The following is a 23944-nucleotide window of genomic DNA, read 5'->3' as shown; positions in this document are numbered from 1 at the left end:
TATTGTCTTTCCTGCCGGCGCGAAGACGCAAAACGCGTGCGCCGGACGAAACCCTGGGGGCTGTCGTGCTCACTGCGCTGCATCTGCCGGATGGTTCTGGGTTCGTCGGAATATAGGCTGCTGCCTCCGCGCGCGACGGCCTCGTGGCGATCACGGTCTTCAGGCTCGCAATGGTCAGTCTTGCTTGACCCATAGCTGTTCCGAACGAAACGACCTCATATATGACCCGGAAAAGCCGGGCCGACCTCTTTGCTCTTTCCGAGCGATGGCGACAGCGCATGATGATGCGCAGTCGGCCGATGGAAACGGAGGGCGGGGAAGCCACATCTCCGCTGAATTCTGTGCCGGTCATCGGGGGCGGCGAACGAATATGCCGCTGTTTTCACTATCATTCCCTGCGGTTCGTTTTGAGAACCGGCAAACGATTCTGATAGTTCACCCATAACCTTCCATAGCTTTTATGGCGTCGCTTGAACGATGACAAGTGCGAATATCAATTGACAATCGCATCGCAATTTTGCCGAAAGCTGAGTATAGGCCTCGTTCAAGGTCGAAATACGGCTGGAAATCCTTCATTAACTGTAGTTCTGTACGAGTGTTTTCATGGGTATTCGGGCGATGGGGTGCAGGGGCAAGCGTGCCGGTATCGCGATTATCGATACCAGTCATTCAATGATGTTCTTGCAATGATGTTCTTGATTGTGGCAGCCGATGCATTTTCGAAGCGCTGAAAACGCTATGACCCAATTGCCGAGCGTGCGATGCCTGTTGGCATTGCTTGCGCTTTTGTCCGTGCTGCTGTTCCAGACTGCATCCGTCTTCGCTGCCGATCGTGTGGCCTCGCCACTATCCGCGTTGACTTTCCGGATGGCCGGTGACGATCTGCGAACGCGCATCGTCGTCATGTTCGACCGGGAACCGAAACTGTCGACGCTGCTGCTCGATAATCCCCATCGCCTTGTCGTCGACTTGCCGGAAACGCGGTTTGGCTTCGATGAAAAAAGCCTGGAAGCCCGTGGGCTGGTGTCCCGCGTTCGTTACGGGCTGGTGGGCAAGGGTCGTTCGCGCCTCATCCTGACACTGCGCGGCCCGTTCAAGGTCGAGGGCCTGCGCGTCCTCAAGAACGAAAGCGCATCGGGTTATCGGCTGGTGGCCGATATCGTTGCGACGTCGGACCGGGAATTCGCGGAGCAGATAAAAGGCCGCGAGGAAATAACGAGTTCGACGGACCGGAGCGACAAGTCCGTTCAGGCCGCATCGCAGAATGCGCTGGCCGCTCGTCCGTTTACCGTCATGATCGATCCCGGTCATGGCGGCATCGACAGCGGCGCGGAAAGCCTGAGCGGTATCAAGGAAAAGGATTTGACGCTCGCCTTCGGGCTGGAGTTGCGGGATCGCCTGGCGCAGGAACCGAATATCAAGGTTCTGATGACGCGGGACGACGATACTTTCCTGCGGCTTTCCGAGCGCGTGCGGATCGCCCGCCAGCATGAGGCGGACCTGTTTATTTCCATCCATGCAGATACGATCAACCAGCACGATATTCGCGGCGCGACGGTTTATACGATCTCCGACAAGGCGTCGGACTCCGTCGCGCGCGCCATGGCCGAACGTGAAAACAAGTCGGACAGCCTTGCAGGGGCGGCACCTGAGGAACAGCCCGAAGTGACCGACATTCTCCTCGATCTGACACGGCGGGAGACGCATACATTCTCGCTGAGTTTCGCCGAGAAGGTGATTCATTCCCTGCAAGGGCAGGTGAATCTCATCAACAATCCGCATCGCTTCGCCGGTTTTCAGGTGCTGCGCGCACCCGATGTTCCCTCCGTCCTGATCGAGATCGGCTATTTGTCCAATGCCGAGGACGAAAAGCTGATCAGCAATCCCGAATGGCGCAAAAAACTGGCGGATCGGCTGGCGGTCGCCATCAAGGCGTTTGAAACCCTGAAGCACCCGGCAAGCCTGACCAGGGGGTAGGGGCTGCAAGGCATGGATAGCGTCGGCATCTTAGCGATTTGGCATAAGATGCATGCTTGCAACAGTTTTGCGGATTTTCGTCACGCAGAAGAAAGTGATCGCGTTAAATTGGTAAAAACATGTAAACCATCTTGCCTTTGACGCATTTGCTGGTCACTAAGCCACTGGTTGCCATATGGCATGATTGGGTTAAAGGGTTGGCTGTTGGTGCTTTGACCCTTATCATATGAATAATCTGAAGGCAGGATTCCGCATTTATGGTAAGGCTTATCGGATATTTCTTCGGGATCGGGACGGTGCTGATGCTCCTCGTGGCAGGTGGCGTCGCCCTTTACGTCGGAAGTCTCACGAAGGATTTGCCAGATTACGAGGTGCTCGCAAAATACGAGCCGCCCGTAATGACGCGTGTTCATGCCTCGGATGGCAGCCTGATGGCGGAATTCGCCCGTGAGCGCCGTCTTTATATTCCCATTCAGGCCGTGCCGAACCGCGTGAAGGCCGCTTTCGTCTCGGCCGAGGACAAGACCTTCTACGAACATCATGGTCTTGATTTTGCTGGCCTGGCCCGCGCCATGGTAACGAATGTCAAGAATATGGGGTCCGGCCGCCGCCCGGTCGGCGCATCCACGATCACGCAGCAGGTCGCGAAGAACTTCCTTCTGACGTCGAAGCAGACCTATGATCGCAAGATCAAGGAAGCCATCCTGGCGATGCGCATCGAGCAGGCATATTCCAAGGACCGTATTCTTGAGCTTTACCTCAACGAGATTTTTTTCGGTCTTGGCTCCTATGGTATTGCCAGCGCGGCGCTGACCTATTTCGACAAATCGGTCGGCGAACTGTCCATTGCCGAAAGCGCCTATCTTGCGGCCCTGCCGAAGGGGCCGAACAATTACCATCCTTTCCGCCAGCCCGAGCGCGCCATCGAGCGCCGCAACTGGGTCATCGACCGGATGAACGAGAACGGCTACATCACCGCCGAAGAAGCCGCGGAAGCCAAGAAGCAACCGCTCGGCGTGAAGGAACGTTCGGACGCCCATTATGTGTTCGCGTCGGAATATTTCACCGAGGAAGTGCGCCGCCAGATCATCCAGAAATATGGCGTCGATGCGCTTTATGAGGGCGGTCTTTCGGTGCGCACGACGCTCAATCCGACCCTTCAGGTCGAGGCCCGCAAATCCTTGCAGGCAGCGCTGCTGCGTTACGACGAGGCGCGCGGCTGGCGCGGACCGATGAAGAATGTCGAGCTTGGCAATGACTGGGGCACGGCATTCGGCGACATGCAGTCCTATTCGGACGTGCCCGAATGGCAGCTCGCGATCGTGCTCAATGTTTCTGCCGCTGGCGCGGATATCGGCTTGCAGCCGCCGCTTGAGGCATCGGGGTCCCGCAGCAGGGAACGCAAGCGCGCATTCATTGCCGCCGACGATATGAAATGGGCAATGCGCGTCGTCAATATTGGCGGCAAGCGGACGAGCGCGAAGTCGCCGGAAGGCGTCCTGAAAGCCGGAGACATCATCTATGTCTCCAAGGAAGGCGATTCCCGCTATCGTCTCCAACAGCCGCCGAAGCTCGAAGGCGCCCTTGTCGCCATGGACCCGCATACAGGCCGTGTTCTGGCCATGGTGGGCGGTTTCTCCTATGCGGAATCGGAATTCAACCGCGCAACCCAGGCCTATCGCCAGCCGGGTTCGTCGTTCAAGCCGTTCGTCTATGCGGCTGCCCTCGACAATGGCTATACGCCCGCTTCCGTGGTTCTTGATGGACCGCTGGAAGTCGACCAGGGCGGTTCGCTTGGCGTGTGGGCGCCGAAAAACTATTCGGGCAAGTTTGCCGGCCCGTCCACGCTGCGCTACGGCATCGAACAGTCGCGTAACGTGATGACCGTGCGTCTGGCGCAGGACATGGGCATGAAGCTCGTCGCCGAATATGCCGAGCGCTTCGGCATCTATGACAAGATGCTGCCGGTTCTCTCCATGGCGCTTGGTGCCGGCGAAACGACGGTCCTGCGCATGGTGACGGCCTATTCCATCATCGCCAATGGCGGACAGAGCATCACGCCGTCGATGATCGACCGCATTCAGGACCGCTACGGCAAAACCGTGTTCAAGCACGACAACCGCCAGTGCGAAGGCTGCAACGCGCAGGATTGGGCCAATCAGGAAGAGCCGACGCTGATCGACAATCGCGATCAGGTTCTCGATCCGATGACCGCCTATCAGATCACCTCCATGATGGAAGGCGTGGTCCAGCGCGGCACTGCGCAGATATTGAAGAGCCTTGACCGTCCGATGGCCGGCAAGACCGGCACGACCAACGATGAGAAGGATGCCTGGTTCGTCGGCTTCACGCCCGATCTCGTGGTCGGCGTCTTCATGGGCTACGACACGCCGACACCGCTTGGGCGCGGCAATACGGGTGGCGGTCTGGCGGCGCCTGTGTTCAAGTCCTTCATGGAGCAGGCTCTGGCCGGAACGCCGAAAGTGGATTTCCGTGTTCCTGAAGGCATGACCGTCATCGCGATCAACCGCAAGACCGGCATGCGCACCAATCCGGGTGATCCGAACGTATTCATGGAAGCGTTCAAGCCGGGTACGGGCCCGTCGGACAGCTATTCGGTCATCGGCATGGACACGTTCCGCGAGGGTTCACCGGTTGCGCCACAATCGCCGCAGGCAACGCGTGCGATCAACTCGGGTTCCGGCGGGCTTTACTGATCGGGAAAAGCAGGGCTTTGCCCTTTACACCGCGCCGCGTGCTCACTATGGTCCGCGGCGCTTGGGCGCTATTCGTCCATGCCTGAAAGACCGGGCTTCGTAACCGAGTGCCCCGGCTTCTCAAATGAAATAGACTGATAGTGAAGGAACGATTTGCCCATGCGCGCGGAAATCGAGACGCTGGTTGACGAAATCCAGCAGGCCATAAGCCTGCTGAGGAGGCATCTTTGACTGGGATCAGGCGATAAAACGTCTCGGCTATCTCAATCAGAAAGCCGAAGATCCCACGCTTTGGAATGATGCCCAGGAAGCCCAGAAGCTGATGCGCGAGCGCCAGCAACTGGAGGACAGCATCAATGGCATCAACCACCTGACGCAGACCTTGAACGACAGTGTCGAGCTTATCGCCATGGGCGAGGAAGAAGACGACAAGTCGATCATTCAGGATGCGGAAAACACCATCCGCGAACTGAAGGAAGAGATCGACCGTCGCCAGATCGATATGCTCCTGTCCGGTGAAGCGGACGCGAACGATACCTATCTTGAGGTTCACGCTGGCGCTGGCGGCACGGAAAGCCAGGATTGGGCGTCGATGCTCCTGCGCATGTATACGCGCTGGGCCGAGCGCAACGGGCGCAAGGTCGAGGTCATGGAAGTGCATGAGGGCGAGGAAGCGGGCATCAAGTCCGCAACCATTCTCGTCAAGGGGCACAATTCCTACGGCATGCTGAAAACGGAATCTGGCGTGCATCGCCTGGTGCGAATCTCGCCATATGATTCGAATGCCCGTCGCCACACGTCCTTTGCCAGTATCTGGGTCTATCCTGTCATCGATGACAATATCGACGTGCAGGTCACGGAAGCGGATGTTCGCATCGATACCTATCGCGCATCGGGCGCGGGCGGCCAGCATGTCAACACCACCGATTCGGCCGTGCGTATCACGCACATCGCGACCGGCATCGTGGTGCAGTGCCAGGCGGAACGCTCGCAGCACAAGAACCGCGAAAAGGCATGGTCGATGCTGCGCGCCCGGCTCTATGAAGAGGAGCTGAAAAAGCGCGAGGAAGCGACGGACGCGGCAAATGCCACCAAGACCGATATTGGTTGGGGGCATCAGATTCGCTCTTACGTGCTCCAGCCTTATCAGCTCGTCAAGGATCTGCGCACGGGCGTTGAAAGCACCAACCCGCAGGAAGTGCTGGATGGTTCGGTTACGCCATTCATGGAAGCAGCCCTTGCCCACCGTATTCAGGGTGGCGGCGAAATGATCGACGATATCGACTGATCATGCGCATATCGCTGTGACACCAAAAATGAAACCCGGCTTCTGGCCGGGTTTCTTGTTCCGGAGGCTCAGAGCAGTGGCTCTATCTGTTTGCCAGCTTTCAGAAAATTGACCGGATTGACGGCCCGGCCATTTTCACGCACCTCATAATGGAGATGGCTGCCGGTCGACCGTCCGGAACTTCCCGCTTCGCCGACAATGGCCCCGGCGGCAATCTGCTGCCCGTCGCGCACGAGAACGCGGCTCAGATGGGCGAAACGGGTGGAAAATCCATTGCCGTGGTCGATCTCGACCATATTGCCATATCCGCCGAAACGACCGGCCTTTATGACCTTGCCCGCCGCGGTGGATTTCACCGTCTGGCCATAGGCCGCGCGAAAGTCAATGCCGGAATGGAACGCTGCCGTTCCGAGAAACGGATCGCGGCGCACGCCGAACAGGCTGGTCAAAGGCTTGCCCGGAGCCGGATTGGCAAGGGGCAGGGCACTGACCTTTCTGCGTATCTGGTCAAGCCGGTCAAGCGCGCTGTCGAGGTTGCGCAATTGCATGTCGAAATCGTTGACGGTCGTACCGGGCGGCGATACCGGGATGAGCGGTCCGCCCATTGCGAAGGCCCTGCTGTTCGGCGTTTCGATCCGCAATCCGGCGGCGTTCAATGTGTCGATAATGCTGTCGGCCTTTTCATAGGCGGCATCGGCCAGCACACGCACCTTGCCATTCTGCTCGCTTTCGATGCGATGAAGGTTCTGGTTGATGGTGGCCAATATCTTGTCGGAGGTCTCAAGCGTCGATTCCCCCGCAATCCCGCCGGAAAGGCGCAACCCCGTGGGGCCGGCATCGGCGCGGCGGTCAGCTTTGCCGGCGGAAGATCGACCGGGCACAGGGCCGGTGATGATCGGGTCGATACCCGGAAAATCGCGTCCCGCCAAAGCCTCATCAGGCACCAGCTGGCTGTGCTGCTCCGGTTCCGGGGCGCTTTCCACCGGCATGTCCGGCATGGGCTGCAATTGCGAGGCGCGTTCCAGCAAGGGTGCGAGTTTACCGTCGCGCGCGCTCAATGACTGCTGGCGCTGCATCAATTCGGCAACCTTGTTTTCCATCACCTGCTGGTCGAGCATCTGCCGGCTGGTGATACGGTCGACCTCGGTGCGGAGGGCGGAAATGCGGTCTTCATAAAGCTGCTGATTGCGGGCATGGCGTGCGATACCGGCGCTGATCAGGTCGTCGCGAAGCACCAGATAGGCGGTAGCGCCAAGATAACCCGCCGAAAGCGCCAGAAAAGCAGCACCCCCAAGGGCGGCCATCCAGGGACGAAACGTGAAATGACTGATCTTTTCACCGCGCGCAATAATCAGGACTGGCGGTTCCTTGCGCTCTGCGAACACCTTTCCGGTCGATGTTTTCGCCTGTTTCCCAATCATGCCAGCCGCATGCCCCTTCTCGATTCCCTGGCCCGATTACAACTTATTAGGGTTAATAGACCTTTACATTCGGGGCTTGCGCGGGCCATGCGGCGAGGTTTGTTTTCAGCAAGTCGCTCGTTGAGCCTAGGCTGTAGCGACGAATTAACTTATGGTTTGGCGCGAGGGTATTTTGTTGCTGAACAGGAGAAACGACCGCCGTGGAGTTGATCTCCACAAGGGCGTTTCGACGCATTCAGAAGCAAAATACACCGCGTCCCTTCGGGATATGGCAAAAAAACTCCATCTTGGCGTCGCAAAACCTAGCCAAGTGATTGGGGGGAGGAACCACCCCACCTTCGGTTTCGCTCCTAAAGCTGAAGATTTTTTGCCTATACCAAACCACAAGCTAATTCGTCACTACAGCCTAGATCGATACCGGCGACAATGACCGATAGAAGGACGGTGTCAGTCCTGCCTCGGCGCGCGCCAACTCGTTGAAGGGCGGCTTCAGTTCGCCGCGGAAATTGGCGCGAACCAGTTCGCGAAACCGCGCAGCCGGATCGATCTTGTTTTTTGCGCAGAAGAAACGGAACCATTTTGCGCCGACGGCAACATGCGTTTTCTCATCATTGTAAATCGTGTCGAGAATTGCCGCCGTCTCGTGGTCGCCGGTCTCGATCATCTTTTCGAGCAGGGACGGCGTGACATCGAGCCCGCGCGCTTCAAGAATAAGCGGCACGACGGCAAGGCGCGCTTCCAGATTGTTGCGGGTCTGGTGCGCAGACTGCCACAGTCCGTCATGGGCGGGCATGTCGCCATAGTCTGCCCCGAGCGACTTGAGACGATCACGCAGCAGCGTGAAATGCCGCGCCTCGTCGTCAGCCACCTTCATCCAGCCATCGAAGAAACTGCGCGGTATCTGTTTGGCGGCAAATCGGGCAACGATATCGAGCGCAAGGTCGATGGCGTTCAGTTCGATATGGGCAAGCGCATGCATCAGTGCGATGCGCCCATGCTCGGTATTGAGCGAGCGCTTCTTCAACATGCGCGGCGGCACGAGTTCCGGCCTTTCAGGCCGTCCGGGACGCTCGGGCAAAGGTGGATCGAGGGGACTGCGAACCGAAAGCGTGCGGCCGAACCAGCGATGGGCCGTTTGGCGCGTCAGCCTGACCTTTTCATCCAGATCGCCGGCGGATATGGCGCGGATGGCATTGCCGCGCAGCGTCTGCTCATATGATGGCTTGTTTGTCATCGTTCAAAGCGCGCGGGCAGCTTCCAGCACGGCCTCGGCATGGCCGTCGACCTTCACCTTGTTCCAGACCTGCGCAATGCGCCCATCCGCACCGATCAGAAAGGTCGTGCGTTCCACGCCCATATATTTGCGGCCATACATGCTTTTTTCCACCCACACGCCATAGGCTTCAAGCGCCACGCGATCTTCATCGGCAGCAAGATCGACGGTCAGGTCGTGCTTCTTGCGGAATTTTGCATGTTTCGTCGCGCTATCGGGAGAAAGACCGATGATGCGAACGCCGATCTTGTCGAATTCCGGTTTCAGCTGCGAGAATGCGATCGCTTCCCTGGTGCAGCCGGACGTGTCGTCCTTCGGGTAGAAATAGATGACAACCGGCCTGCCCTTGAGCGATGACAGGGAGATTTCGCCATTATCCGAAGGCAGCGTGAAATCGGGTGCCGGATCGCCAATCTGGGGATGAGCCATATCTGTGCCTTTCTTTTATGGATAAGGATGGAAACCACCTGTTACAGTCTGAGCTATCGCATTCGGGCAGGGCTTGTGCAACCATTGATGCTGGCATCGTCATGATGTCGGTCGGGAGGTACAAGGCTGCTGGCGCGCGTATATGAGTCGAGCAGGAAGTTATTGGAATACAGATAATTACGATCACTTTATAAAGTAAAATATAAAGAATCGTTGGCGATGGCACTCTTTTTCTGGCTGGGTTGTTGACAGAGAAACCGCAGAAGATCCGCTTCAGCAAGCGGGAAATGAAAAGAATCGAACGTCTCGCCGCTGACGGCGAGTGTGGTTTTCTGCCGGGCCCGGCGCGTTCGGGCCGATCCTTTCTATCGCGCTGTTCCCATGCGGTTTTGTCGGTCTGCATTCTTCTGGTTCTGGTGATCGGCGCCGGTTTTGTGGTCCTGCGCAGCGGCATCGACAGCAACCTCCTGCGTGACGAAGCGCAGAAAAGCCTGATCCATATTCTGGGCGAGGGTGCCTCGGCATCGATTGGCAGTGCGGCGCTGTCGCTGGATCAGGATAGCCACGTGGCGCTTGAAGCCCGCAATGTCTCCATCGCCGATCCGCAACAGGGTGTCGAAATCAGCGGAATCAAATCCGTGCGCCTGGGGCTGGCGCCGCTGCCGCTTCTGACCGGCAAGGTGCGGGTGGCCCAGCTTGAGGTGGATGGCGTTTCCTTTGAAATGCCGGAGACAGAAGGAGCGGGATTCTGGAAATCCTTGCCCTATGACGAACGGGGCATCCTCGATTTCGACGCGGTATCGGGTGAGCTTTTTGCCGCCATGCGCCGCAGCCTGGAGCTTTTGCGTGCGCAGGACACGCATGTCATCGGCATTTTCAACAGCACCGTCGCTTTCAAGGTCGGTGACGAACAGCAGGTTCTGGATATAGAACAGGCCCGTCTTGTCGAAAAAGGCGGAAAGATCGCCATTACCGGCAGCGTCGTCTGGAACGGCAAGAAAATCGCGCTGGACGGCAGGATCGACCGTAAAGCGGGCGGCGACGAGCTTGCGGGTTTTGAACTGAATATTCGTAATATTCCTGTCGCCTTGGGGTCTCCGCCCGAAGTTGCCCCGGTTATAAACGGCAACCGCGTCAACCCGGCCCATTTCGAGCTGGAAGCGGCGGCACGGTTGTCGTTGACCGGATCTGCGGCTGATGGTGACAAGCCGGAGCGCCTTGCCGCGGAACTGGCTGTCGATGGCATGGATATGCAGCTTGGCAGGGTTGAGGATGTGCGCGGCGGCATTCGTCTCAATCTCGAACATACGGTTGGAAGCCGCAAGATCGAGATCAAGCCGTCCCGGCTGCAACTTGGCGGCTTGCAGGCACAATTCAACGGTGCCTTCGGACCGGAGCCGGAGGCGGACAACAATACGGGCGGGCCGACATATCGTTTCGAGGTCCTGACCACATCGGCGACAAGCATGCCGCCGGAATCGACCGATCCGCCGCTGTCGTTCGCAACGCGTATTGCCGGGCGTTATATGGCGGATCAGCAGCGCATCCAGTTCGCCAATCTCGATGTGCAGACGGAAACCGGGCAACTGTTCGGACAGGGAAGCATGGGATTTGGCGACGGTTCGCCGGAAATGATCTTCATGCTGCGCATTCCCAAAATGCCGGTTGCCGATGCAAAGCATCTTTGGCCCATCGATGTCGCGGATGGCGCGCGCGAATGGGTGCTGAAGAACCTCTTCGGCGGAACCCTCAGGGACAGCCGCATCGATATTTCGCTCGCTGGCGGCCGGTTCAACGGGCCGGGCCTGCCTCCACCCTTGACAGGCGATGAAATCAAGGCCGATTTCAAGGTTTTCGATACGCGCTTCGATGTGGTCGGTGAACTGCCGCCTGTGCGGGATGCCGATGGCGAAATATCCGTCCGCGGCGCCTATACGACGATCAAGCTTTTGAAAGGTGTGGCGTACACGCCGAACAATCGCAAGGTCAATGTGGCCGACGGCACGCTCATCATCCCCTGGGGGCCGCAACGTCCTGTTATCGCCGAACTGGATCTCGGTGTTTCCGGCGATGCGTCGGCCATTGCTGAAATCGCCGGAGACAAGCCGATCGACGTTTTGAAGAATGTGCCGTTTCTGCCCGGTGATGTGACCGGCGAGGTGAAGTCGCGCGTCAAGGTCGATTTTGCCGTTTCCAAGGACCCGCCGCCCGGTACGCTCAAATGGAATGCCGATATTGGTTTTACCGGTCTCGATATTTCGAAGCCGATTGCGGGATCGTTGGTGAGTGGCGCGACGGGCAGCATCAAGGTCGATCAGTCGGCAGCCCTCATCACGGCCGATGCAAAGCTTGACGGCATCCCCGCAAAGGTCAGCATGACGGAACCCGTAAACCGGTCCGGGCCGGTCAAGCGCGACCAGAAGATCAGGCTCGATATCGACGACAAGTCCCGTGACGCGGTGTTTCCCGGCCTGAATGCGATCTTTTCGGGTCCGATGTCGGTTGATCTTGGCATGGACGATGGCGGCAAGCGTCACGTTTCCGCCGATCTGGGCAAGACACAGATCGATTTGCCCTGGCTCGGATGGCGCAAGGGCGCCGGCATACCTGCGAAGGCGACCTTCGATCTGGTTCAGGGCGCGGACGACAAGAGCAGGATGGACATCAATAATCTTGTCTTCTCTGGCGATGCTTTTGGTGCCAAGGGCGACCTTTCCCTAGCGAAGGGCGATTTTCAGTCGGCGAATTTCAGCGAGATACGCTTGAACAGGAATGACAGCCTGGCAGTCAAGGCGACCAAGAGCGGCAACGGCTATCGCGTCACCGTGCGGGGTTCGCAATTCGACGCGCGTGCCCTGATCAAGCAGGTTTCCGACCTTGGCGAGAAGGGCGGTGCTGGAGGCAAATCCAACAATCCGCGCGTGGTCGTCAGCGCCCAGATCGATGAAGTCAGCGGCTTCAACAGCGAAACGCTGCGCAATGTCGCCGTTTCCTATGAGAGTGCCGGCAGCAAGGTTTCAGGCGTGTCGGTCAATGCGGTCACGTCGTCCGGTGCATCCTTTGTGGCCACGAACAACGACCAGGGCGATGCGCGTTCCATCTCGCTTCAGTCCAACGATGCCGGAGCCGTTCTTCGCTTCTTCGATTTCTATGACAAGATGCGCGGCGGCAAGATCACGGTCGGGCTGGCCGCGCAGGGCAATGGGCCGTTGCGCGGACAGATCGAAGCGCGCAACTTTGCCATCATCGACGAACCGAGACTGGCCAAGATCGTTTCCGGCTCGCCGTCGAATGGCGGCACAAGCCTCAATCAGGCTGTAAAACGCGATATCGACGTTTCCCGCGTCGACATCGAACGCGGCTTTTCGCTGATTGAAAAGGGCAACGGCTATCTGAACCTGTCCAAGGGTGTCGTGCGCGGCCCGACTGTCGGTACGACCTTTCAGGGAACGCTCTATGACCAGCAGGGCAATATGTCGATCACCGGCACATTCATGCCCGCCTATGGCGTCAACCGGCTGTTCGGCGAACTGCCCATCTTCGGTGCGCTGCTCGGAAATGGACGCGATCGGGGCCTGATCGGAATTACCTATAAACTCGCAGGCAGCGCCAAGCAGCCGCAGGTGATCGTCAATCCGATCTCCGTCATCGCGCCGGGCATATTCCGCTCGATCTTCGAATTCTGATACAAAAAGCCGGGCGCGAGGCCCGGCTTTCTTGTTCAATCCTTGTCCGGCCTATGCCGGACGGATCAGCACGTGGCGCTTCTTGCCGAGCGAGAGCTTGATGACGCCCTGCTCGTTCAGCGCGCCTGCATCGACGGTCATGCGCGGATCGCTGACCGGCTCGTCATTGATGCGCACGGCGCCGCCTTCAACATGGCGGCGGGCTTCGCCATTGGTGGCGCACAGTTCCGCCAGAACCATCAGCGCCAGCACGCCGATGCCGCCATTCAATGTTGCCTTGTGAACGCCGACCGTCGGGAGATTTTCCGACAATTCGCCATCCTCGAAGGTCTTGCGCGCAGTTTCCGCGGCTTCCTCGGCCGCGTCGCGGCCATGCAGCATGGCGGTTACTTCCGTCGCGAGGATTTTCTTCGCTTCGTTGATTTCGACGCCTTCCAGTGCTGCGAGCTTTGCGATTTCATCCAGCGGAAGCGTTGTGTAGAGTTTCAGGAACCGCTCGACATCGGCATCTTCCGTGTTGCGCCAGTATTGCCAGAAATCATAGACGCTCAGCATTTCCGCATTGAGCCAGATCGCGCCGCCCAGCGACTTGCCCATCTTCTGCCCGGATGCCGTCGTCAGAAGCGGCGAGGTGAGCGCATAGAGCTGCGGCGTTCCCATGCGATGGCCGAGATCGATACCATTGACGATATTGCCCCACTGATCCGAACCGCCCATTTGCAGGCGCAGATCGTAGCGCTTGCTGAGCTCCACGAAATCATAGGCCTGAAGGATCATGTAGTTGAATTCGAGGAATGACAGCGATTGCTCGCGGTCGAGGCGCATCTTCACCGAATCGAATGAAAGCATGCGGTTGACCGAGAAATGACGACCCACATCGCGCAGGAATTCCAGATAGTTGATGTTGCGCAGCCAGTCGGCATTGTTGACCATCAGGGCGTCGGTCGGGCCGTCACCGAAGGTGAGGTAGTTTGCGAAGACGCGCTTGATGCCGGCAATGTTCTCGGCAATCGTATCCTCGGTCATCAGCTTGCGGGCTTCGTCCTTGAAGGATGGATCGCCAACCATGCCGGTGCCGCCGCCCATCAGCGCAACGGGCCTGTGGCCGGTCTGCTGGAGCCAGTGCAGCATCATGATCTGGATCAGGCCGCCGGCATGGAGGCTCGCAGCCGTGGGATCGAAGCCGATATAGGCCGTCACGGTTTCCTTGGCCAACAATTCGTCGAGGCCGCTTTCATCGGAAATCTGATGAATGAAGCCACGCTCGGAAAGCGTGCGAAGAAAATCGGATTTGAAACCGGACATTCCTTTTCCCTGACTGATAAGGCGACATTGAAACTGGTCGCAAGCGGCAGCCTGCATCCCTTTGATAAGTCCGCCTTTAGCACCAATCAACCGCCAATAACAAGGAAACTCCCGAACCGGCGGGTTTCGAACCGGTTATTTGACCGGCGAGGCGCAATCTCAGTGCTGTGCCGTGTTGGAAAACAGGTTGAGCACAATGACACCGGCAATGATCAGTCCCATGCCGAGCACGGCGGCGAGGTCGAGCTTCTGGCCGAACAGCAGCCAGCCGATGAGCGCGACGAGCGTAACGCCGATCCCGGACCAGACCGCATAGGCAATGCCGACAGGAATGCTCTTCAGGGTCATGGAAAGAAAGTAGAAGGCGAGGCCGTAAGCAACCACGACGATCAGGGACGGCCCCAGCCGGGTGAATCCTTCGGACGCCTTGAGGCTGAGTGTTCCGATGACTTCGGACACGATGGCGATGGCAAGGAAGGCATACACCGGCATGGCACGCTCACGAGATGGAGTGGAGAAAACGAATCGTTCGGTTGCGATCATAGCATTGCATGAAAAATCCGGCGGGAGACCCGCCGGATGAGACGCTGCAAATCTGGAAAGCGACTTGCCGGATTGTTTGAATAGGCCCTGACCCTAGTGGTCTGATTCCAACATTTGCATCCCTCGGTTCAAGCGCTGAGCAAATGTTGGAATCAAAAAGACCACTAGCAAACATATGTATCTAGTGGATTTTTCGAATTTGACGTTTGAAACAGCGTATGTGTCAGCCGGGATTCAAACGTCAAATTCAATCCACTAGCGAAGGCGCTTCGGGCGCGCTTCCACCAGTTCGCCAGCCAGACGGCGATCCAGATATTCGGCGCAATCCTCGATAAGTTCGTCGCCCTGACCGCTGAAGAAGTGGTTCGCACCCGTGATCGTGGTCTGGGTGATGGTGATGCCCTTCTGGGTCTTCAGCTTGTCGACGAGGGCCTGCACGTCCTTCGGCGGGGCCACCTTGTCGTTGTCGCCGTGGATGATGAGACCGGATGACGGGCAGGGCGCCAGGAAGGAGAAATCATAGGTATTCGGCTGCGGTGCGACGGAAATGAAGCCTTCGATTTCCGGGCGGCGCATCAGAAGCTGCATGCCGATCCAGGCGCCGAAGGAATAGCCGGCCACCCAGCATGTCTTGGAATCCGGGTGAAGCGCCTGCACCCAGTCGAGGGCGCTTGCGGCATCCGACAATTCGCCCGCGCCATGGTCGAATTCGCCCTGGCTGCGGCCGATGCCGCGGAAGTTGAACCGCAATGTGGTGAAGCCGCGCTGCTGGAACATGTAGAAGAGATCGTAGACGATCTTGTTGTTCATCGTTCCGCCGAACTGGGGATGCGGATGCAGGATGAGCGCGATCGGAGCATTCTTTTCTTTGGAAGGCTGATAGCGACCTTCGAGGCGTCCGGCAGGGCCGTTGAAAATGACTTCTGGCATGTGTACTCCGCTCGTAACGGGAAGACCGGACTTCAGCGGCGAAACTTGACGTCTTCGGATGCCGCTTCTAGAACCGGTTTGGAATTTCGACAGGCTGAAAGCGAGTTTCAGCTCCTATAGGGGCTTAATAGGCTTTTCTTGATTGAAAATTCAAGAAAATTGCGCTTCCAGAATTTTGTTTAGGAGATAGGTGCGGTGAACGGGGGCGGCAAGAGGCTCTATCTGGATTATAATGCCAGCGCTCCATTGCTCGCTGAAGCGCGGAATGCGGTCATCGATGCGCTCGGCATGACGGGTAATCCATCGTCCGTGCATCGTGAGGGCCGCGCCGCGCGCGCCCTCGTTGAAGCCGCGCGCCGCAGCGTTGCCGCGCTCGTCAATGCCAGGCCGGACCATGTCTTCTTCACGTCGGGCGCAACGGAAGCCGCCTCGACGCTGCTCACCCCCCACTACATGATGGGACGCGCGCCGGTTCGCTTGTCGCACCTCTATGTCAGCGATACGGAACATCCCTGCATGTTGTCCGGCGGCCAGTTCGACGCGCAGGACATCACCGTCCTGCCGGTCGATGCAAACGGTATCGTGGAACTGGAGGTCCTGAAAACGCTTCTCGCCGGTCACGACAAGAGCCGCGGGCTGCCGCTTGTGGCCATACAGGCCGCCAACAATGAAACCGGTGTCATCCAGCCGATTGCGGAGATCGCCGCCATCGTCAAGGGCGCAGGCGGCGTTTATATCGTCGATGCGGTGCAAGCGGCAGGACGTATTAAATTAGATATTTCAGATAATTGCGGAGATTATCTCATAATCTCCTCGCACAAGATCGGCGGGCCGAAAGGGGTCGGCGCGATTATCGCCGTTTCCGACCTCATGATGCCGCGCGCGCTTGTGCGCGGAGGCGGTCAGGAGAAGGGCCATCGGGCGGGAACCGAGGCACTGCCGCTGATCGCAGGTTTTGGTGTTGCGGCCGATATCGCCAGGGCGCGGCTGGACGGCGAGGGCTGGTCCCCGGCGATGCGGGACAGGCTTGAAGCGGGGCTGAAGGCGATCGCCCCGGATGCGGTGATCTACGGACAATCGGTCGCCAGGCTGCCGAACACGACATTCTTTTCCCTCGAGGGGAAAAAAGCCGAAACCGTGCAGATCGCCTTTGATCTCGGCGGTATTGCGCTTTCGGCGGGATCGGCCTGCTCGTCGGGAAAAGTCGGCCCCAGCCATGTGCTGTCGGCCATGGGGCATGGAGACAGTCTCGGGGCAATCCGCGTCTCGCTGGAGCCGACAGCTGCACCCGATCAGGTCGATGCATTTCTCGACGTGTTCCGCAGCATCGTCGAGCGCCGGGCCGGAAAAGCCTGATTACGGTTTAGAAATCGAGGCCGAGCTTCTGTTTTGCCGCCGCGATATAGCCTTCGTAGCGTGTCTTGAACTCCTCCCGCTTGGCAATATCGGCAGCGATATCGTCGGAAGCGCCGGCATTGGAAATATTGAACCTGTCATGGGCATCCTGAAAAAATTTCAGCTGCTCGATGGTGCGGCTCTCGTCATTCACCTGTTGTTCGAGAAATTTTACATAGTCCTGCAAGTTTCGGGTGCTCATCAGGGTCTCCTTTTCATTCGGGAATCTATGTTCCTGCCTGCGCAGGGCAAGGGTGGGCGTGATTCTGGCCAGCTTGCCGCGCTGTTCCAATTCTATGAAGGAAATCAAGGCATCAAAGCCGGATCAGGCTTCCCGCAACCGGGGTTTTGCCGATGGTTTCATTAAGTTGATCGTTTTAATCGGCATTTTTAGGGACAAATTTGAACCCGGTGCTTGAAATTCAGTTTAGAGAGGTTTTAAAGAAGGGCCAAGCACACTATATTGAGGCGGTATCGTTCAGACATATCACCTTGACGTTTGCAACTGTCGGGCCTTGACCCCGACGAGGATGGAGAACGCCAATGCCTGCAGTGCAGGAGACCATTGATCAGGTCCGCGGCCTTGACGTGGACCAGTACAAATATGGCTTCGAGACGACGATCGAAGCCGAGAAGGCCCCCAAGGGCCTGAATGAAGACATCATCCGCTTCATTTCCGCCAAGAAGAACGAGCCGGAATGGATGCTGGAATGGCGCCTGAAGGCCTATGAACGCTGGCTCACCATGGAAGAGCCGACATGGGCGCGCGTCGATTATCCGAAGATCGATTTCCAGGACGCCTATTATTATGCGGCGCCGAAAAACCAGTCCGGCCCGAAATCGCTGGATGAAGTCGATCCCGAGCTTCTGAAGACCTATGAGAAGCTGGGCATCCCGCTGCGCGAGCAGGAAATTCTGGCCGGCGTGCGCAAGCAGGGCGAGCCGAGCGAGATCGACGGCAATCCTTCCGACAATGTCTATGCGTCCGGCCGCGTTGCCGTTGACGCCGTGTTCGACAGCGTGTCCGTGGTGACGACCTTCAAGGAAGAACTGTCCAAGGCGGGCGTGATCTTCTGCTCGATCTCGGAAGCGATCCGCGAACATCCGGAACTGGTGCAGAAATATCTGGCGTCGGTCGTGCCCGTTTCGGACAATTATTATGCGACGCTCAATTCGGCTGTCTTCACGGATGGTTCGTTCGTCTATGTTCCGAAGGGCGTTCGCTGCCCGATGGAGCTTTCGACCTATTTCCGCATCAACGAGAAGAACACCGGCCAGTTCGAACGCACGCTCATCATTGCCGATGAAGGCGCTTATGTGTCCTATCTGGAAGGCTGCACCGCGCCGCAGCGCGATGAAAACCAGCTTCACGCGGCTGTCGTCGAGCTGATCGCGATGGAAAACGCCGAAATCAAATATTCGACGGTCCAGAACTGGTTCCCCGGCGACAAGGACGGCAAGGGCGGCATCTACAATTTCGTTACCAAGCGCGGCGATTGCCGTGGCGACAATTCCAAGATTTCGTGGACGCAGGTTGAAACCGGCTCCGCCATCACCTGGAAATACCCGTCCTGCATCCTGCGTGGCGACAATTCGCGCGGCGAGTTCTATTCGATCGCCGTTTCGAACGGTCATCAGCAGATCGACTCGGGCACCAAGATGCTGCACCTCGGCAAGAATACGTCGAGCCGCATCATCTCGAAGGGGATTTCGGCCGGCAAGTCGAACAACACCTATCGCGGACAGGTTTCGGCCCACCGCAAGGCCGAGAATGCCCGTAACTTTACCCAGTGCGACTCGCTCCTGATCGGCAATGACTGCGGCGCGCATACGGTGCCCTATATCGAGGCGAAAAACGCCACGGCGCAGTTCGAGCACGAGGCAACCACCTCCAAGATTTCCGAAGACCAGCTGTTCTATGTGATGCAGCGCGGCATTCCGGAAGAGGAGGCCATCGCCCTCATCGTCAATGGCTTCGTGAAGGAAGTCATTCAGGAACTGCCGATGGAATTCGCCGTTGAAGCCCAGAAGCTTATCGGCATTTCGCTTGAGGGCAGCGTCGGTTAACCGGCGCACTCCTTCCATCTCGCATCAGATTTTCTGGCCAGCCTTTTCCTGGCACTAGAACAAGGTTTACATTCATGCTTGAGATCAAGAACCTCCATGCAAAGATCGCCGATACGGATACCGAGATCATCCGCGGCCTGAACCTCACCGTGAACAAGGGTGAAGTGGCTGCGATCATGGGTCCGAACGGTTCGGGCAAGTCGACGCTGTCCTACATCCTCGCCGGTCGTGAAGACTATGAAGTCACTGAAGGCGACATTCTCTATAATGGCGAGTCGATCCTCGAACTCGACCCGGCCGAACGCGCCGCCAAGGGCATCTTCCTTGCATTCCAGTATCCGATGGAAATTCCGGGCGTCGCCACGATGGAATTCCTGAAGGTCGCGATGAACAGCCAGCGCAAGGCGCGCGGCGAGCCGGAACTGAAAATCCCGGAATTCATCAAGCGCGTGAAGGATGCGGCGGGCAAGCTCAGCATCAATATGGACATGCTCAAGCGTCCGCTCAATGTCGGCTTTTCGGGCGGTGAGAAGAAGCGCGCTGAAATTCTTCAGATGCAGCTTCTGGAACCGAGCCTCTGCGTTCTCGACGAAACCGATTCCGGCCTCGACATCGATGCGCTGAAGATCGTTTCGGAAGGCGTGAATGCGCTGCGTTCGCCGGATCGTGCCGTGATCGTCATCACGCACTATCAGCGCCTGCTCGAACACATCGTTCCGGACAGCGTGCACGTGCTTTACAAGGGGCAGGTCATCAAGTCCGGTGACAAGAGCCTCGCGCTGCATCTGGAAGAAAACGGCTATGCCGACATCATCGGCGAAGCCGCCTGAGGAGGGTTGGATCATGAATATCCAGACCGCCCCGGCTGCCAAGCCGCGAACGCCGGCTGAAAGCGCGCTGATCGACAGTTTTGCCGACCGCATGGGCGACCTGCCGGGCAATGGCGATGTTGTGGTTGCCCGTGACGCGGCGCTTGAAGCGCTCAAGGAAAACGGCATTCCATCCCGCCGTGTCGAAAGCTGGCACTATACGGATTTCCGCACGCTTCTGAAGGGCGTTGCACCGTTCGATTCGGCAGCGGGAACGCAGGCATTGCCCGCCCTCATCGCCGGATCGTCGGTCGTTGCCGCAAGCAATGGCGTGGCTCTCGATGCACGGGCGCCCGAAGGCGTGTCGCTGACGCCGGTTCGTGAAGCGCTGGCAGACGGCTCGCTCGTCACCCAGCTTCGCGCACGTGGCTTCGACGATACGATCGGCCAGATCAACGCCGCCTATGTCAGCGACGGCTGGATGGTTTCGATTGCCGACGGCACCGAACTGGAAGCCCCCCTGGAGCTCCAGAACATCCAGAAGGCCGGGCAGGGGCACACGCGCTTTCCGGTCCGTATCGGCGCGAATGTCAAGGGCACCATCGTGGAGCGCCAGAATGGCGGCGAGGGCGATGCCTTCTCCACCTCCGTCAACCACGTGACCATTGGTGACGGCGCCGAAATCCTCTGGATCATCCTGCGTGATTTCGGGCAGGCAACGCAGTTGTCGCAGTTCAATGCGACCATGGGCAAGGGCTCCAGGCTGACGCTCTACATCGTCAATGCAGGCGGCAAGCTCGTGCGTCAGGAAGTACACGTCAATGTGACGGGTGAGGACTCCGACTTTGAACTCCGTGGCCTCAATCTGCTGGCCGATGACAGCCATACCGATGTGACCATGACTGTCGGCCATCTGGTGGAGAACACCCGTTCGACCGAGATCGTCCGCAATGTGGTCAAGGACCGTGCGCGCGGTGTCTTCCAAGGCATGATCCGCGTTGCGCAGATCGCCCAGAAGACCGACGCCCGCATGGCCTGCAACACGCTGCTATTGTCGGATGAGGGCGAGTTCGACGCCAAGCCGGAGCTTGAAATCTTCGCCGATGACGTGGCTTGCGGTCACGGCGCGACGGTTGCCGAATTGTCGAGGGACTATCTGTTTTATCTGATGGCTCGCGGCATTCCGGAAAACGAGGCCCGCGGCCTGCTGATCAAGGCCTTCATCGCCGAGATCATCGAAGAGCTGGAAGATGAAACGCTGGTTGAGGCACTGGAAGACGTGCTCTCCAACTGGCTCGCCATACATGCCTGACTGAGGCGGGCCTGCCAGAGTCGGGCCTGATTGATTGAGACGGAGCGTGATATGAGCTCCGTCTTTTCCTGCCGGAACGGCAAGGGGAACGATCATGGACCAGAAGAATCCGCTTGTAGCGGCTTATGACGTCGAGGCGATCCGCCGGGATTTTCCGATCCTGTCGCGCGCGGTGCACGGCAAGCCGCTCGTCTATCTCGACAACGGTGCTTCCGCGCAGAAGCCGCAAAGCGTCATCGACGCGGTTGCTCACGCTTATTCCAACGAATATGCCAATGTTCATCGCGGACTGCATTTCCTGTCGAATGCGGCAACGGATGCCTATGAAAAATCGCGCGAGACGGTACGGCGCTTTTTGAATGCCGGTTCGGTGGACGAAATCGTCTTCACGAAGAATGCGACAGAGGCAATCAATACGGTCGCCTATGGCTATGGCATGCCGAATATCGGCGAAGGTGATGAAATCCTGCTGTCGATCATGGAGCATCACTCCAACATCGTGCCGTGGCATTTCATTCGCGAAAGGCAGGGCGCAAAACTCGTCTTCGCGCCGGTGGACGATGAGGGCATCTTCCATATCGAAGAATTCGAAAAGCGTTTGACAGAGCGTACCAGGCTCGTCGCCATCACGCATATGTCGAATGCGCTTGGCACAGTTACGCCGATCAAGAAGATCGTGGAACTTGCGCATGCGCGCGGCATTCCCGTGCTGGTCGACGGCAGTCAGGGTGCGGTGCATCTGCCGGTCGATGTGCAGGATCTGGGCTGCGACTGGTATGTCTTTACCGGCCATAAGGTCTATGGGCCATCGGGCATCGGCGTACTTTATGGGCGCGCGGAAATGCTGGAAAAGATGCGTCCGTTCCAGGGCGGCGGCGAAATGATCGAGGAAGTGACGGAAGAAAACGTCACCTACAACCATCCGCCGCATCGTTTTGAAGCGGGCACGCCGCCCATCGTGCAGGCGATCGGTCTGGGGGCGGCGCTTGAATATATGGAAAAGATCGGCCGTCACGCGATCCTCGCCCATGAGGAAGACTTGCGCGATTATGCCCATGAACAGCTCGGCCGCATCAATAGCTTGCGCATTTTCGGCAATGCGCCGGGCAAGGGCGCGATCATTTCCTTCGCGCTGGAAGGCATTCATGCCCATGACGTGTCGATGGTGATCGACCGGGCAGGGGTGGCAGTGCGTGCGGGAACCCATTGCGCGCAGCCGCTCTTGAAACGCTTCGGCGTTACCTCTACATGCCGTGCATCCTTCGCCTTATATAATACCCGCGCCGAAGTGGATGCATTGGCGGAAGCCTTGGAAAAGGCAAGGAAGTTTTTCGGATGACCGATATGGAACAGAAAGTTCACGACCAGGCCTGCACCGCGCCGGCCGGCGACGAAGAAAAGGCCGAAGGCAGTTCGGTATTTTCGGCGTCTGCCATCCCGCAGGAAGAACTGCTGCGCATGACGGATGACATCATCGCGGCCTTGAAGACGGTCTATGATCCCGAGATTCCAGCCGACATCTACGAACTCGGCCTTGTCTACAAGATCGATATCGAAGACGACCGTTCTGTGAAAATCGAAATGACGCTGACCGCGCCCGGCTGCCCTGTGGCAGGCGAGATGCCGGGCTGGGTGGAGAACGCGGTCAGTGCTGTCGAAGGCGTTTCGCTCGTGGAGGTAACAATGACCTTTGATCCGCCATGGACGCCGGACCGTATGTCAGAAGAGGCACAGGTGGCCGTCGGCTGGTATTGAAATCAACAACAGGGCGGCCCGTTGAGCCGCCCTGTTTCGATTTAGGAGCCTGTTGTCTCGCTGTAATGGAGGAGTTTCCTTCCGCAGCCGGCCTGGAAAAGCCCCGCCAGTCCTCCCAAAGCCATTGCCAGGGAGATCAGAGCCCGGCCTCCCCTGAAGGGCATGGTCACGATCGCGCTCAATACTTTCCATAGCCGACTGAGAATGCGGGAAGGAAGCCGCATCCAGGCACGTCGCGGGCTCTTGCGATAGAGAAGCGCGAACTCCGTTGCGTTGTGGTCCCTGTTCCTGCGGAAATGGTAGGAAAAGCTGATCCTGCAACATGGCACCGTTTCATAGGCAATCGCATCGGGCGCCCAGCCTGTTTTTGCACCAAGCTTTTTGGCCTCAAGCCAAAGGTTCCAGTCTTCGCCGCCGGTCAAGCCAAGATTCGGGTCGAACTTCAGCCCGGTTTTTCGGAAGAAATCCAGCCTTCCCAACCAGCTGCCGGTTGCAATCTTGATCGTGTCCGCCGTGCCTTCTTCCCATTTCCTGCGGGCGCGCTGTTCGGCCCTGATGCCGTTCCACTCCACGCCGGACCAGATAAATCTCTTCCAGCGGTTCAGTTTTTTGTTTTGAGGGACAGGGCGCACCGGAGAACCGACCATGTCGAGGTCCAGCCTCTTCTGCTCAGCAAGCAACTGCTCTAGCCAGTCGGGTTCGACAAACTCATCATCATCCACAAACGCCAGAAAGTCGGCCCCGGCATCCTGTGCGTAATCGAGCGCTCGATTGCGCGCAGATGAAATACCGATGCACGTTTCCAGAAGATAAACTACCTCGGAGGATCCGATACTTGAACGAACCTCATGTATCCATAAATCAGATGTGCTGGTTTTGTTGTTCTCAACTATGAGGAACAAAGCATTTACACTGTCGGGTATCGTAATATGTCTGAGAGATCTATAAAGATCGATCAGCATTTTAGGTCTATTACGTGTGGTAGTCGCAATAATTACATTGATTGCACGCATATTGTAAACTTTACGGAGTAAATT

19 protein-coding genes and 2 pseudogenes are annotated in these 23944 nt (G+C 58.0%); 11 read left to right on the top strand and 10 right to left on the bottom strand.

Annotated elements, in window-relative coordinates; genetic code table 11:
* Positions 1 to 2 precede the first annotated feature (2 nt).
* A pseudogene (locus tag AVM02_RS03355) lies at positions 3 to 188 on the top strand (hypothetical protein).
* Positions 189 to 435: 247 nt separating this feature from the next.
* On the opposite strand, the gene AVM02_RS03350 reads toward AVM02_RS03355, so the two are convergent.
* Positions 436 to 669, bottom strand: coding sequence for a hypothetical protein (locus AVM02_RS03350; protein ID WP_411505613.1), 234 nt, complete (start codon positions 667 to 669; stop codon positions 436 to 438).
* Between the two features lie 69 nt (positions 670 to 738).
* On the opposite strand from AVM02_RS03350, the gene AVM02_RS03345 reads away from it, so the two are divergent.
* The 3 genes from AVM02_RS03345 (at position 739) to prfB (ending at position 5982) form a co-directional block, all read left to right on the top strand.
* Positions 739 to 1977, top strand: coding sequence for an N-acetylmuramoyl-L-alanine amidase (locus AVM02_RS03345; protein ID WP_411505612.1), 1239 nt, complete (start codon positions 739 to 741; stop codon positions 1975 to 1977).
* A 257-nt stretch (positions 1978 to 2234) separates the two neighbouring features.
* Positions 2235 to 4694, top strand: coding sequence for a penicillin-binding protein 1A (locus AVM02_RS03340; RefSeq protein WP_411505611.1), 2460 nt, complete (start codon positions 2235 to 2237; stop codon positions 4692 to 4694).
* Positions 4695 to 4853: 159 nt separating this feature from the next.
* A protein-coding gene (prfB, locus tag AVM02_RS03335) for a peptide chain release factor 2 (protein ID WP_411505610.1) occupies positions 4854 to 5982 on the top strand; the annotation gives its coding sequence in 2 pieces (ribosomal slippage) (positions 4854 to 4922 and positions 4924 to 5982; 1128 coding nt in all).
* A gap of 68 nt (positions 5983 to 6050) precedes the next feature.
* Here prfB and AVM02_RS03330 read toward each other — a convergent pair.
* The 4 genes and pseudogenes from AVM02_RS03330 to AVM02_RS03315 all read right to left on the bottom strand — a co-directional run bounded on the left by AVM02_RS03330 (position 6051) and on the right by AVM02_RS03315 (position 9105).
* Positions 6051 to 7403 (bottom strand): M23 family metallopeptidase, encoded by a 1353-nt coding sequence (locus tag AVM02_RS03330; protein WP_411505609.1) that lies wholly within the window; start codon positions 7401 to 7403, stop codon positions 6051 to 6053.
* A gap of 109 nt (positions 7404 to 7512) precedes the next feature.
* Positions 7513 to 7638: pseudogene (locus AVM02_RS03325) on the bottom strand (low molecular weight phosphotyrosine protein phosphatase); the annotation flags it as partial.
* A 171-nt stretch (positions 7639 to 7809) separates the two neighbouring features.
* Positions 7810 to 8637 carry a ferritin-like domain-containing protein gene (locus AVM02_RS03320; RefSeq protein WP_411505608.1) on the bottom strand — a complete coding sequence of 276 codons (828 nt, stop codon included), beginning with the start codon at positions 8635 to 8637 and terminating at the stop codon, positions 7810 to 7812.
* A 3-nt stretch (positions 8638 to 8640) separates the two neighbouring features.
* Positions 8641 to 9105 carry a peroxiredoxin gene (locus AVM02_RS03315; RefSeq protein ID WP_411505607.1) on the bottom strand — a complete coding sequence of 155 codons (465 nt, stop codon included), beginning with the start codon at positions 9103 to 9105 and terminating at the stop codon, positions 8641 to 8643.
* Between the two features lie 287 nt (positions 9106 to 9392).
* On the opposite strand from AVM02_RS03315, the gene AVM02_RS03310 reads away from it, so the two are divergent.
* Positions 9393 to 12791, top strand: coding sequence for an RNA-binding protein (locus tag AVM02_RS03310; RefSeq protein ID WP_411505606.1), 3399 nt, complete (start codon positions 9393 to 9395; stop codon positions 12789 to 12791).
* 51 nt (positions 12792 to 12842) lie between these two features.
* On the opposite strand, the gene tyrS is transcribed toward AVM02_RS03310, so the two are convergent.
* From tyrS to AVM02_RS03295, 3 genes are all read right to left on the bottom strand, one after another.
* Positions 12843 to 14096 (bottom strand): tyrosine--tRNA ligase, encoded by a 1254-nt coding sequence (tyrS, locus tag AVM02_RS03305; protein ID WP_411505605.1) that lies wholly within the window; start codon positions 14094 to 14096, stop codon positions 12843 to 12845.
* Between the two features lie 159 nt (positions 14097 to 14255).
* Complete coding sequence (locus AVM02_RS03300) at positions 14256 to 14588, bottom strand: DMT family transporter (protein ID WP_411505604.1); 333 nt, start codon at positions 14586 to 14588, stop codon at positions 14256 to 14258.
* A 306-nt stretch (positions 14589 to 14894) separates the two neighbouring features.
* The gene (locus AVM02_RS03295) at positions 14895 to 15569 is read right to left on the bottom strand and encodes an alpha/beta hydrolase (protein WP_411505603.1); all 675 of its coding nucleotides are present in this window, start codon (positions 15567 to 15569) and stop codon (positions 14895 to 14897) included.
* A 195-nt stretch (positions 15570 to 15764) separates the two neighbouring features.
* On the opposite strand from AVM02_RS03295, the gene AVM02_RS03290 reads away from it, so the two are divergent.
* Complete coding sequence (locus AVM02_RS03290; RefSeq protein WP_411505602.1) at positions 15765 to 16925, top strand: cysteine desulfurase family protein; 1161 nt, start codon at positions 15765 to 15767, stop codon at positions 16923 to 16925.
* A gap of 7 nt (positions 16926 to 16932) precedes the next feature.
* On the opposite strand, the gene AVM02_RS03285 is transcribed toward AVM02_RS03290, so the two are convergent.
* Positions 16933 to 17166 carry a hypothetical protein gene (locus AVM02_RS03285; protein WP_411505601.1) on the bottom strand — a complete coding sequence of 78 codons (234 nt, stop codon included), beginning with the start codon at positions 17164 to 17166 and terminating at the stop codon, positions 16933 to 16935.
* A 341-nt stretch (positions 17167 to 17507) separates the two neighbouring features.
* On the opposite strand from AVM02_RS03285, the gene sufB reads away from it, so the two are divergent.
* The 5 genes from sufB to AVM02_RS03260 all read left to right on the top strand — a co-directional run bounded on the left by sufB (position 17508) and on the right by AVM02_RS03260 (position 22907).
* A complete protein-coding gene (gene sufB / locus AVM02_RS03280) occupies positions 17508 to 19031 on the top strand; it encodes a Fe-S cluster assembly protein SufB (RefSeq protein ID WP_411505600.1) in 1524 nt (507 codons plus the stop codon).
* A 74-nt stretch (positions 19032 to 19105) separates the two neighbouring features.
* Positions 19106 to 19861 (top strand): Fe-S cluster assembly ATPase SufC, encoded by a 756-nt coding sequence (sufC, locus tag AVM02_RS03275; protein ID WP_411505599.1) that lies wholly within the window; start codon positions 19106 to 19108, stop codon positions 19859 to 19861.
* Between the two features lie 13 nt (positions 19862 to 19874).
* Complete coding sequence (gene sufD / locus AVM02_RS03270; protein ID WP_411505598.1) at positions 19875 to 21152, top strand: Fe-S cluster assembly protein SufD; 1278 nt, start codon at positions 19875 to 19877, stop codon at positions 21150 to 21152.
* A 94-nt stretch (positions 21153 to 21246) separates the two neighbouring features.
* Entirely contained in the window at positions 21247 to 22491 is a 1245-nt protein-coding gene (locus tag AVM02_RS03265) for a cysteine desulfurase (protein ID WP_411505597.1), read from the top strand.
* The gene (locus AVM02_RS03260) at positions 22488 to 22907 is read left to right on the top strand and encodes an SUF system Fe-S cluster assembly protein (RefSeq protein ID WP_411505596.1); all 420 of its coding nucleotides are present in this window, start codon (positions 22488 to 22490) and stop codon (positions 22905 to 22907) included. The genes AVM02_RS03265 and AVM02_RS03260 overlap by 4 nt, the downstream gene beginning before the upstream one ends.
* A gap of 41 nt (positions 22908 to 22948) precedes the next feature.
* On the opposite strand, the gene AVM02_RS03255 is transcribed toward AVM02_RS03260, so the two are convergent.
* A complete protein-coding gene (locus tag AVM02_RS03255) occupies positions 22949 to 23920 on the bottom strand; it encodes a glycosyltransferase family 2 protein (RefSeq protein WP_411505740.1) in 972 nt (323 codons plus the stop codon).
* Positions 23921 to 23944: the final 24 nt, after the last annotated feature.

It is taken from the genome of Brucella anthropi (assembly GCF_046630315.1).
In the GTDB taxonomy this organism is placed as follows: domain Bacteria; phylum Pseudomonadota; class Alphaproteobacteria; order Rhizobiales; family Rhizobiaceae; genus Brucella; species Brucella anthropi_A.
The sequence above is the reverse complement of the archived record's forward strand: the minus strand, read 5'-3'. Positions and strand labels throughout refer to the sequence as shown.